The sequence below is a fragment of the Pseudoduganella sp. HUAS MS19 genome, from assembly GCF_053615455.1.
The window spans coordinates 1129917-1141534 of record NZ_CM132133.1; the positions used below are offsets into that span (position 1 = coordinate 1129917).

Below are 11618 nucleotides of genomic sequence, written 5' to 3' on the forward strand. Positions count from 1 at the left end.
CTATGAAACGAATGTTTAGCGAGTCCAAACAAATCGCAGTGGTGATCCCTTGCTACAAGGTGACCAATCACGTCTTGGGAGTGATCGCCGCGATCGGTCCCGAGGTATGGCGTATATATGCGGTGGACGACAAATGCCCTGACGGCTCGGGCGACTTCATCGAGAAGAACAATGTCGATCCGCGCGTCGTGGTGCTGCGCAATGAAGTCAACCAGGGCGTGGGCGGCGCGGTGATGCACGGCTACCGCCAGGCGATTGCCGATGGCGCTGGCGTGATCGTCAAGATCGACGGTGATGGCCAGATGGATCCGTCCCTGGTCCCGGATTTCGTGGGTCCGATCCTGCGCGGCGAAGCCGACTACACCAAGGGCAATCGCTTCTACGATCTCGAGGAAATCCGCTCGATGCCGGCGATCCGGCTGTTCGGCAATGCCGTGCTGTCGTTCATGACCAAGATTTCGTCGGGTTATTGGGATCTGTTCGATCCGACCAACGGCTATACCGCAATCCACGTGGATGTGGCCAGCCACCTGCCATTCGAGAAGATCAGCAAACGCTATTTCTTCGAGACCGACATCCTGTTCCGCCTGAATACCTTGCGTGCGGTGGTGCAGGACGTGCCAATGGATGCCAGCTATGGCGATGAGGTCAGCAACCTGAAGATCTCCAAGATCGTTGGCGAGTTCCTGGCCAAGCATATCCGCAACTTCAGCAAACGCATTTTCTACAATTACTATTTGCGCGACCTGTCGATCGCTTCGGTCGAGTTGCCGCTCGGTTTGTTGCTGCTGGGCTTTGGCTCCATATATGGCTTGAGCCACTGGCTGTCCTCGGCGCGCGAAGGCACGCTGACCCCGGCCGGCACCGTCATGCTGTCGGCCTTGCCGGTCCTGATGGGCGTGCAACTGATCCTGGCCTTCCTGGCCTTTGACATCAGCTCGGTGCCGAAAACGCCGTGGCACCGTCGCGGCCGCGGCGCTGCGCTGAAACGAGACAAGACATGAATATGACCATGGCGCGCCTGCGCCATTTCTCCGTCTACGTCGGTGGCGGCGTGCTGTCGGCGGTGGTCGACATTGGCGTGCTGAAAGCCTTGCTGGTGGCTGGCTGTACTGCGGCGCTGGCTGTTGCGGGCGGCTTCATGGCAGGCCTGATGGTGAACTACCTATTCCATCAGAACCTGACGTTCAGATCGACGCCATCGCTGTGGAAGATGAGTCGTTTCCTGATTGTGGTAGCCATTAATTACCTGTTCACCATGGCCTGCATCTATGTTTCGGATAACATCATGGGGTTTGGCGTGATTTGGGGTAAGATTTTTTCCCTGCCACTGATTGCCGTCAACGGCTTCCTTCTCAGTAAATATTGGGTTTTCAAATGATTGCGCCGGCCGGAATGGGGGAATTCCGGTCACCGATGAAGGAAGTAAATTGTGTTCAGGCTGCCGATGATTCCCACCGTTGCTTGAGAATCATAATGGTATTGTAGGCTATAACGATGAGAAATAATTCAATAACCGCCATTGAGCACTTAGTGTACCGGCCATCGATAGATGGTTTGCGGGCGGTTGCTGTAGTAGCGGTATTGATTTCACATATCTTCCCCAAATATTTGCGCGGAGGCTTTGTAGGGGTCGATATTTTCTTCGTCATTTCCGGCTTTTTGATCGGGAAGATCATCTTTGACAAGCTCGAACGCGGTAATTTCAGCTTCTTCGACTTTTATTCACGCCGGGTCCGCCGCATCTTTCCGGTGTTGATCATCGTTCTGGCCTGCACCTATCTCGCGGGTTGGCAAGTGCTGCTGCCAGTGGAATTCGCCACGCTTGGCAAGCATATTGCTGGCGGATCATTGTTTGCATCAAACGTTGTTCTTTGGACTGAGGCCGGCTATTTCAGCACTGCGTCCGAATTTAAACCATTACTGCATTTGTGGTCGCTTGGGATTGAAGAGCAATTCTATCTGGTCTGGCCGCTGCTATTGTGGATGTTTTGGCGCAAGAAGAATTTCGTATTAGTCTCCCTGCTGCTGCTGGTTACAGCATCGTTTGCCTATAACGTCTATCTTGTCAAGAATAACCCGGTGACCGCATTCTTCCTTCCGCTGCCCCGCTTCTGGGAGCTGGGCTTGGGCAGCTTGATTGCTTTCGCATCGTCGGGGAATCGGTTTGCCGTTTTCAGTGACAACATTGGCATCGGTAGCGTGATCAGGAAACATAAGACGACTATCTTGCAGCTGACTGCGGCGGCCGGCCTGACTTTGATCCTGTGCGCGATTTTCCTGACCGACCCGGGGAAAAGATTCCCTGGTTATTGGGCCTTATTGCCGACAGCTGGCGCGGCATGCATCATCATTGGCGGCGAAAATACACTAATCAACAGTAAGATTTTCGCCAGCCGACCGTTTGTGTTGGTCGGCCTGATCAGTTACCCCCTGTATCTCTGGCATTGGCCAATCATCTCGTATTACAACATTGTTCATCCGTCCGTTTCGCCAGCAAGTGATCTCATGATCCGAGTGGGAATCATAGGGGCCAGCATCGCCTTGGCGTGGTTGAGCTACAGCGCTATCGAAAAGAAGCTGAAGGGTTTCACGCGGGAAGTACTGAAGTTTTGGATCTTGCTCTCTGCGATGTGCGTGCTGGGCGTGGTTGGCGCAACCACCTTGTACAAAGGCGGTTTTGTTTCTCGCTTCCCTGCTCAAGTTTCTGATCTGCTTCAAGTGCGGAACGTTTATGAACACTTCCACTTCGCAGAAATCATTCGGGACGGGCAATGCCATAGTAATCCGGTGGAAGTATCGATCGAGACGAGGATCAAGAATTGTGGGGGCGCGGCGCGACCATTGGTCTTTATCTGGGGCGACTCCTACGCGGCCTCCCTGTACCCAGGCTTGGCCAAACTGGCAGCGACCAAGCCGTTCGGCATTGCACAATTTACTGCGGGCAACGCACCGCCGTTCTTCTTGAGCGACAAGATTGCGGCGAACAATAAGAGCCTGGAAGCGGCGAACTCCGAAGCACTCGAGGCAGCAAGGATTCTGCAACCCGAAGTCATCGTCATCAGCTGGATGACTGGCGGCATGAACGCCTACGACACGCCACAAAAATCTATGGCTGGATTGGGTGAAACCGTTCGCAGGATTCGCAGCGCCACACCGAAGTCACGCATCGTGGTAGTGGGCCCTCTTCCCGAATGGAACAGGACCCTGCTTAACAGCATGATCGGCTACTCCCAAACGGCGCCAATGCATGCGCTGGCGCCTGAATATATGAGTTTTGGTTTACGCACTGAAACGCCCAAATGGGATGAGCATTTCAAGACTGAGATGCCCAAGATTGGAGTCAGCTACATTTCGGCGCTGGATGTCATGTGCAATACGCAAGGATGCTTGACGCAGGTCGGCCCTACTACGAATGACCTGACGGCTGTTGATTCGGGACACCTTACCAAGCCGAGTTCTGAATATTTTGTGGACCGGATCGGTGCCAGAATATTTTCAGACTAAGGCGAGCTAAGGCGGATAATTTTTATAGTATTTATTGGATATATTAAGATGAACAACGTTGATAAGAAGGCCTTGATCACTGGAATTACCGGCCAGGACGGCGCCTATCTGGCGCAGCTGCTGCTGGAAAAAGGCTATGAAGTAACCGGCACCTACCGCCGTACCAGCTCGGTGAATTTCTGGCGTATCGCGGAACTGGGCATCGAAAGCCATCCGAAACTGAAGCTGGTTGAATACGATCTGACCGACCTGGGTTCCAGCATCCGCCTGCTGCAAGCCGGCAATTTCGACGAGATCTACAACCTGGCGGCGCAAAGCTTCGTGGGCGTGTCCTTCGACCAGCCGGTCACGACTGCCGGCATCACCGGCATTGGCCCAGTGCACCTGCTGGAAGCGATCCGCATCGTGAACCCGAAAATCCGCTTCTACCAGGCGTCGACTTCGGAAATGTTCGGCAAGGTGCAGGCTATCCCGCAGGTTGAAGACACCCCGTTTTACCCGCGCAGCCCATACGGCGTTGCCAAGCTGTACGCGCACTGGATGACCGTGAACTATCGCGAGTCGTATGGCATCTTCGGTTCCAGCGGCATCCTGTTCAACCACGAGTCGCCGCTGCGCGGCCGTGAGTTTGTCACCCGCAAGATCACCGACTCGGTCGCCAAGATCAAGCTGGGCCAGCTGAATGTGCTCGAGCTGGGCAATATGGACGCCAAGCGCGACTGGGGCTTCGCCAAGGAATACGTGGAAGGCATGTGGCGCATGTTGCAGGCCAGCCAGCCAGACACCTTCGTGCTGGCGACCAACCGCACCGAAACCGTACGCGATTTCGTTTCTCTGGCGTTCAAGGCGATCGATGTGCAGATCGAATGGAAGGGCGAGGCCGAGAACGAAGTTGGTCGTTGCTCCGCCACCGGCAAAGAACTGGTGCGCGTCAACCCGCGCTTCTACCGTCCCGCCGAAGTCGAGCTGCTGATCGGCGACCCTGCCAAGGCGACCCGCGAACTGGGCTGGAAACCGCAGACTACGCTGGAAGAGCTGTGCCAGATGATGGTCGAGGCAGACCTGCGCCGCAACGCCACTGGCTTCTCGTTCTGAGTTGAACGGCATGAAACGCGCACTGATTACGGGCATTCACGGATTTACCGGCCACTATCTCGCGCAATCATTGCGCGCCGCAGGCTACCGCGTGTTCGGTACCGCCTTGTCGCCAAGCCCTGAAGAGCAGGACGTGATTGCGGTCGATCTCGGCGACCGCGAGGCGGTGCTGCGCATGGTCGAAAATGTACAGCCGGATGTCGTGCTGCACCTGGCAGCGATTGCGTTTGTCGCGCATTCGGACATCGAGGCGATGTATCGCGTCAACCTGATGGGTACCCGCAACTTGCTGGAGGCATTGGCTGGGCTGGCCAACAAGCCTTCAGCCGTGCTGCTGGCTTCGAGCGCCAATATCTACGGCAATACCGATGTGGAGCCGATCAGCGAAGCGGTGGCGCCGGCGCCCGCGAATGATTACGCGGTCAGCAAATTGTCGATGGAATACATGGCACGCCTGTGGATGGATCGCTTACCGATTACGATCGTGCGGCCGTTCAACTATACCGGTGTTGGGCAGCATGAGAATTTCCTGTTGCCGAAAATCGTCTCGCACTTCAGGCGTGGCGCGCGCGATATCGAACTTGGCAACCTGCATGTGTGGCGCGATTTCTCGGACGTGCGCATGGTGGTGGACAGTTACTCCAAGCTGGTGGAAGCAGGCAGCCAGATTGCTGGCGAGACCTATAACGTTTGTTCTGGAGTTGGACATTCGCTAGGCGAAGTGCTCGATATGATGGCGGAGATAGCCGGCTATCGAATCAATGTTTCTGTCAATCCGGCCTTCGTACGCAGCAACGAAGTCACCCGGCTGGTGGGGAGCAATCTCAAATTGCAGGCGGCGATTGGACCACTGGCGCAACGGCCACTGGCAGAGACTTTGCGCTGGATGTACGAAGGCTGAGGCGCTGATACTGAAAATACGGGGCAGCCGAGGCTCGGCGGCTGTCCATGAAGGGCTGGTGCCCCGCTTGCAATTCCGCTTCCGGCCTCGAACTCACATAAAAAATGACAGCACCAAATGTTCACCCTAAATATCGGCCTGATATTGATGGGCTACGCGCTCTTGCGATTATTTCCGTAGTTGTATTCCATGCAGTGCCAGGCTGGGCGTCAGGGGGCTTTGTCGGGGTGGATGTTTTCTTTGTTATCTCCGGATATCTTATATCGTTGATCGTTTTTAAGAGTCTGGAAAACAATGAGTTCTCGCTTGCCGAATTTTACTCGCACCGGGTAAGGCGGATTTTTCCGGCGCTCGTGCTGGTTGTGAGTACGGCCTATGCCGCCGGCTGGTTTATCTTATTGTCTGAAGAATTCAAGCAGCTCGGAAAACATATTGCGGCAGGCATGGGGTTTGCCGAGAACCTCATACTGTGGAAAGAAGCTGGCTATTTCGACGTTAAAACTGAACTGAAGCCGCTCATGCATTTGTGGTCGCTGGCAGTTGAGGAGCAGTTTTACCTTATTTATCCTTTTCTGGTCTGGATCTTATGGAAGATCAGGTTTAACGTGCTGGTCAGCATTGTGTTGCTTGGAATTGTCTCTTTTGGCCTGAATGCCAAAGGGGTGCATGAAGATGCAGTAAAGACATTCTTCGCGCCACACATGCGCTTCTGGGAACTGATGGTGGGTGCGGCGATTGCCTATGTAAATGGCTTCAAGGTGCAATGGCGGTCATTTGCCAACCGGCCATTAGTGGCCGACGTGTTGGCCGCCGCCGGACTGTTACTGGTGGGCGTTTCCATTGCTGCCTATGACCGAACGGTGCCATATCCAGGTGTGCATGCCCTCGCTCCAGTGTTTGGCGCCGCACTTCTCATCTTTGCTGGCCCACAAGCCTGGCTGAATCGCAATGTATTATCGTCCCGCGTCCTGGTCTGGGTTGGGCTGATCAGTTATCCCCTCTATCTGTGGCACTGGGTTCTGCTCGCGTTTCTTCGCATTATCCAGGGCGAGGAGGCGAGTCAGGCGGCACGCCTGGCAGCGGTCGCTTTATCGATACTGCTGTCATGGTTGACCTACCAGATCATCGAACGTCCCCTCAGATTTGGCGGGCAGCGCAGGGCGAAGACCGCTGTGCTGTTAATGCTTGCGCTTGTACTGGGATTAATCGGTTACGGGACTTACCTGAAAGATGGCTTAACTTTCAGGAGGGACGCCCAATTCCAGAACAGTCGGGACGGAGATACCGGACACCTGGAGTACCACAAATATATTGCGGAAAAGTACTTCCTGTGCACTCCCGGCGAGGTTGCGGCTGAAGCCCTCAAATGGGATATTTATACCCGCTGCATGCAATCCAAACCTGCCGATAAGATTGATGTTGCTCTTATCGGCGACAGTCATGCGGAACATCTCTTCATCGGTATGGCTGAGGCTTTGCCCGAGAAGAATGTCGTCTTTTATATCAAGGGCAGCCTTCCTTTCCTGGGGAATCCGGAGTTCAAGAACATTTATCGGACCGTTATTGAAAGCCCCAGCATCAAGACTGTCATACTGACGATGCACTGGGTGGCCAGATATTCAGAGGTTCCTAAAGAATCAGCATTGGACGTGGAACTGATCAAGGCGGTGGACGCACTCTCGGCTGCAGGTAAGACTGTCTATATTACGGACGATGTGCCGGTATTCCCATTTGATCCGGAAAAGTGTAAAGGAAGCCGTCGTTTCTCGAATAACAGTATCTGTAAGATGCCGCGGGCGACTGCAAAATCCCAAGAAGACGTATATTACGCTGCCCTGAGGAAGGTCGTCGGCGCTCGACCCGCTGTAAAGATTTTGCCGCTAGCCAAATACATTTGCGATGAGGCGAATTGCAGCATGACAAAAGACGACTCTGTTTTATATCGCGATCACAATCATCTCAATATTATTGGATCTACTTTGGTTGGCCGGAAGCTCGTGGAGGACAATTTCCAATTATTCAAGGTACCTGTAACTGAAACGCCAGGTGGGCGGTGACATCCGGACAAGCCAGCCCCTCGCCGCAAACGTTGCGCTCAATGCCGGTGTTGTGAAAAATGCGAAACGAAGGCGGCGAGCTGCCAAACCTGGGGGCAGCGTTTACCTGCTGTCTCTTAGACGATACAATAGTTTCGTTTATGGCATCAATCGTCGAGTGATGCTGCAAGGTTGCGATATCACGAGTGTTTCAATACCAAATTACTATAAATCACCAAATGAATTTATTTAGAAGTAAGCTAACATTTCTGTTTCTAATCCTTTTATCTATTTCATTTGGGATCTGCCTTTATCCTGAGAATCCAGCGCGACTGCTCACCAAACTTGACCCGACCACCTTGCTGGGCAGCGAAAAAAGCAAAGTTGCTGTTACAGATGTAGCGCATCAGCTTCGACAGCTCCGGCAATCCGTAACGGGTCCCGAAGCGTATTTCTACCGCAATTGGACGCCGGAAGCAGGAATGGGGCCGTTGAAGATACAGTCCAGTGTTTTCATTCCATCCAAGTACATGTCTGTGATTGTCACAGGCTCGACACGAACGGTACAAGGACTTGTGCGAACCTATATCCAGTGTGAAAGAAATGGGGCTCGCTTAGAGGTTTTCAATGGCAGCGTGAACTCGAATATCTCGGAAGCGATTGTTTCGACTCCCAAAAGCTGGTGTTCCGAAGGTGCCCGGTTAATATTGGAAACTTCTGAAACGCTGTCGTATGTAGGGATTGGAAGTGTTTATAAGATTTCCCCAATTTCTTACTGGAAATTGAGTTTTCTGGGGCAGTTTCCGTATTATTTTACCACACTGCTTGTTCTTTCATTTTTGATGTTTGCGGGTGCCGCCGCTGCCCTTCGTTATCGTGGGGGGGATGACCCATTGCCCGTAGCATTTGTTTCGTTGGGTATTGCATCATTGGGGGTGTTTTACCTGCCAATGATTCTCAGTGAGGAATTGCGGCGGTTCAGTCCGATTCTGGTCATTTCCTTCTTCATTTTCCTGTTTATGGTCGCCGGCGCTCAAGCCAGGAAAGCGGCCGCTGAAAGGCTTCTGCCTTACTTTAAAGTCTGGTCATTGATTAGCTTGGTTTGTTTTGCAATTTTATGCCTTGCTTATAATGGACTCGGACATTGGGAGCCAAATTATCGCTTTTGGCCTGCAGCATGGTCATCTGATGCGGAACTGCCTTGGCTGTTTGCCGAAGCAATTCGAAATGAGTGGAATTTGCGTGAGCTTTTTGGCGGGCAATGGATGCCTACCGACAGGCCGCCACTTATGACCGGAGCGTTGTTGTTGTTGGCTGATGTCTTTGGGCAGCTTCAGCTCAATAATGACGGCAACTACCTTCGAGGCACTGCCTTCAACGTGGCCTCAGTAGCGCTCAACACTTTGTGGGCACCGGCCATCTGGTGGTTGCTGAGCAAGTTGGCAGCCTTCTTGAATAAGAAGCAATTTGCTGGAGTATTGTTGTTTATTGCGTGTACTCCATTTGTCCTGTTCAATTCTGTCTACGGCTGGCCAAAGGCGTTTGGTGCTGCATTTGCAATGGTGGCATTCGGTTTGGTTTGGCAATTGCGTCCAGCCACATCAATCAAAATGACTAAGGATTCAGCCCTGATCCTGTTCCCGATTGTCTGTGCACTGTCGATGCTGGCACATATGTCTGGTGCCATATTCATCGCGCCTTTAGGCGTTCTCTATTTGCTATGGTGTATCCGGGGCGAAAATCTCAAGAAAATCGCCATCGGCGGCAGCATTGCACTGTCATTACTGGCAAGCTGGAGTATTTACAAATACCTCATACTGCCAAGCTCTGACCCGGTGACGAAATACGCCTTGACGGGGAGTTTCGGGTTCGGAAGCCAGTCTTCTACCTGGGACATGTTGCTCAATTGTTATCGAGCAATTAATATTCAGCAATGGCTTGAAGTTAAAAAGATCATGTTTGCACAAGCGTTTTATCCGGTCGATCATATGATCACCAACGTCCTTGTGAATGCTGATTATGGCGCAAATTCGATCGACAAACTAAGGGCATTGGATTTCATGTTTCTGTCGGTGGGCAATTCTGGAATTCTGGTCTGTTGTGCCGCGTCTGTTATTTGGCTGGTAATCAGCAGGACTCGGCGTGGCCGGGATGACGCTGTGGAACACCTGAAACCATTTTCTGCATTACTGCTTACATCGATACTGACCTGGCTGGTAATCGTAATGCTGTTCATTGCACCTACAATCCTGCATCACTGGCCACAGGCCGCCGTGTTCGGGCTGGCATTGGGGGGCAGCGTAATAACCCAATATCGTTTCCCGAAGTTTTACAAAGCTTTATTGCTGGTATTGCTTACTTACGCGGGAACAGTCTGGATTATTTCTCCACTGCAGCACGCATTGACTATTGATATGAGCGCCGCCATTTTCCTGATTATGCTTTTAGGTGCGGCTTTCATTTATCGGGAAGGCCCCCAGCCTTCCGAAGGACACGCCGATTCAAACGCGGATGTCGACGCTGAGCGTGGGCGCAAAGCCCAAGGCCTGCGTGCAGTGGCGGGCTTGACTAGCCGGCGTTGACCTGATGCCGAGCGGCCAATTGGGCACCGGGTTCGTTCACGAACCTGGTGCATCGTAGAGGGTGTTATTTAACTGCGGCTGTAGACGTCTTCAAGGCGGACGATATCGTCCTCGCCAAGATAGCTGCCGGATTGAACCTCAATCAGGTGCAAAGGCAGCTTGCCAGGATTCTCGAGGCGATGGACCATGCCAATCGGGATGTAAGTCGATTCGTTTTCAGTCAGCAGAATCTCCTTATCGCCGCAGGTCACCAGTGCGGTACCGGATACCACCACCCAGTGCTCGGCGCGGTGGTGGTGCATCTGCAGGGACAGCTTGCCGCCAGGGTTGACGGTAATGCGTTTGACCTGGAAGCGCTCGCCGATATCGATGCCTTCGTAGTAGCCCCATGGGCGGTACATCTTGGTATGGTGCAGGTGTTCGGTGCGGCCCTTGGTTTTCAGGTGATCGACAACCTGCTTCACGCGCTGGACTTGGTCCTTGTGCGCCACCAGCACTGCGTCGGCCGTTTCCACGATGACGAGATCCTGGACGCCGATAGCCGCAACGATGCGCCCTTCGGCGCGCACCAGGCAGTTGCTGACATCGTCGAGGTAGACGTCGCCACGCGTGACGTTGCGGTTGGCATCGGACTGCTGCACGTCGGCTAGGGCAGTCCATGAACCGACATCGTCCCAGCCGATGGACGCCGGTACCACCACGGCGCGCGTAGTCCGCTCCATGACGGCATAGTCGATCGAATCGGAAGGGCAGGCGGTAAAGGCCGCTTCATCCAGGCGGCAGAAGTCCAGGTCGCGGTAGCCCTTGGCCACTGCCTGTTCGCTGGACTCGGCCATGGCAGGCTGGAAGTGCGCCAGCTCCTTCAGGTAGGCGTCGGCGCGGAACAGGAACATGCCGCTATTCCAGAAGAAGTTGCCGGCATCGACAAAGCCCTGCGCGGTTTCGCGGTTCGGCTTTTCGACGAAGCGGGCGACCTTGAAGCATCCATCCGTCATCAAGGGCTCGCCGCTCTGGATATAGCCGTAGCCGGTTTCAGGCGCGTTTGGCACGATGCCGAAGGTGGCCAATGCGCCGCTTGCGACCTGGGTGGCGGCGCGCTGGACTGCGGCATGAAAGGCATCCACATCCTTGATCACGTGGTCGGCCGGCAGTACCAGCATGACCGCTTCGGGGTCGATCGCTGCCAGGTAATGGGCGGCCGCCGCCACGGCGGGCGCCGTGTTGCGTCCGACCGGTTCCAGCAGGATGCCCAGCGGATTAACGCCGATTTCGCGCAACTGCTCGGCAACCAGGAAACGGTGCTCATTGCCGCAAACCACCAGCGGCGCCATCATGCCGTCGCGGCCCGTCAGGCGCAGTGCGGTCTCCTGCAACATTGTCTTATCCGTCACCAAGGGCAGCAATTGCTTGGGCAATGCCGCGCGCGACAAGGGCCATAAGCGGGTACCGGCGCCGCCGGACAAGATGATCGGATAAATTTTCATGCTAATCGTTCTC

The 11618-nt window shown here is 54.0% G+C and carries 8 protein-coding genes; 7 read left to right on the forward strand and 1 reads right to left on the reverse strand.

The window, feature by feature from the left end; translation table 11 throughout:
* The first annotated feature begins 2 nt into the window (after positions 1-2).
* The 7 genes from ACWBU6_RS05245 (at position 3) to ACWBU6_RS05275 (ending at position 10121) form a co-directional block, all read left to right on the forward strand.
* Positions 3-1004 (forward strand): glycosyltransferase family 2 protein, encoded by a 1002-nt coding sequence (locus ACWBU6_RS05245; RefSeq protein ID WP_452647786.1) that lies wholly within the window; start codon positions 3-5, stop codon positions 1002-1004.
* Positions 1001-1381, forward strand: a complete 381-nt coding sequence (locus tag ACWBU6_RS05250) for a GtrA family protein (RefSeq protein WP_452647787.1) — start codon at positions 1001-1003, stop codon at positions 1379-1381. The genes ACWBU6_RS05245 and ACWBU6_RS05250 overlap by 4 nt, the downstream gene beginning before the upstream one ends.
* A gap of 116 nt (positions 1382-1497) precedes the next feature.
* On the forward strand, positions 1498-3507 hold the full coding sequence (locus ACWBU6_RS05255) for an acyltransferase family protein (protein WP_452647788.1): 2010 nt from the start codon (positions 1498-1500) through the stop codon (positions 3505-3507).
* Between the two features lie 48 nt (positions 3508-3555).
* Positions 3556-4602, forward strand: coding sequence for a GDP-mannose 4,6-dehydratase (gene gmd / locus ACWBU6_RS05260; RefSeq protein ID WP_452647789.1), 1047 nt, complete (start codon positions 3556-3558; stop codon positions 4600-4602).
* Positions 4603-4612: 10 nt separating this feature from the next.
* Positions 4613-5503 carry a GDP-mannose 4,6-dehydratase gene (locus ACWBU6_RS05265; protein ID WP_452647790.1) on the forward strand — a complete coding sequence of 297 codons (891 nt, stop codon included), beginning with the start codon at positions 4613-4615 and terminating at the stop codon, positions 5501-5503.
* A 104-nt stretch (positions 5504-5607) separates the two neighbouring features.
* Positions 5608-7560 carry an acyltransferase family protein gene (locus ACWBU6_RS05270; RefSeq protein ID WP_452647791.1) on the forward strand — a complete coding sequence of 651 codons (1953 nt, stop codon included), beginning with the start codon at positions 5608-5610 and terminating at the stop codon, positions 7558-7560.
* Positions 7561-7778: 218 nt separating this feature from the next.
* On the forward strand, positions 7779-10121 hold the full coding sequence (locus ACWBU6_RS05275) for a hypothetical protein (protein ID WP_452647792.1): 2343 nt from the start codon (positions 7779-7781) through the stop codon (positions 10119-10121).
* A 68-nt stretch (positions 10122-10189) separates the two neighbouring features.
* Here ACWBU6_RS05275 and ACWBU6_RS05280 read toward each other — a convergent pair whose 3' ends face one another.
* Positions 10190-11605, reverse strand: a complete 1416-nt coding sequence (locus tag ACWBU6_RS05280; protein WP_452647793.1) for a mannose-1-phosphate guanylyltransferase/mannose-6-phosphate isomerase — start codon at positions 11603-11605, stop codon at positions 10190-10192.
* Positions 11606-11618: the final 13 nt, after the last annotated feature.

What these genes read in the sequence shown, in the direction of transcription:
- ACWBU6_RS05245 (WP_452647786.1), top strand. Translation starts at nt 3, where the DNA reads ATGAAACGAATGTTTAGCGAGTCCAAACAAATCGCAGTGGTGATCCCT.
- ACWBU6_RS05275 (WP_452647792.1), top strand. Translation starts at nt 7,779, where the DNA reads ATGAATTTATTTAGAAGTAAGCTAACATTTCTGTTTCTAATCCTTTTA.
- ACWBU6_RS05250 (WP_452647787.1), top strand. Translation starts at nt 1,001, where the DNA reads ATGAATATGACCATGGCGCGCCTGCGCCATTTCTCCGTCTACGTCGGT.
- ACWBU6_RS05280 (WP_452647793.1), bottom strand. Translation starts at nt 11,605, where the DNA reads ATGAAAATTTATCCGATCATCTTGTCCGGCGGCGCCGGTACCCGCTTA.
- ACWBU6_RS05255 (WP_452647788.1), top strand. Translation starts at nt 1,498, where the DNA reads ATGAGAAATAATTCAATAACCGCCATTGAGCACTTAGTGTACCGGCCA.
- ACWBU6_RS05270 (WP_452647791.1), top strand. Translation starts at nt 5,608, where the DNA reads ATGACAGCACCAAATGTTCACCCTAAATATCGGCCTGATATTGATGGG.
- gmd (WP_452647789.1), top strand. Translation starts at nt 3,556, where the DNA reads ATGAACAACGTTGATAAGAAGGCCTTGATCACTGGAATTACCGGCCAG.
- ACWBU6_RS05265 (WP_452647790.1), top strand. Translation starts at nt 4,613, where the DNA reads ATGAAACGCGCACTGATTACGGGCATTCACGGATTTACCGGCCACTAT.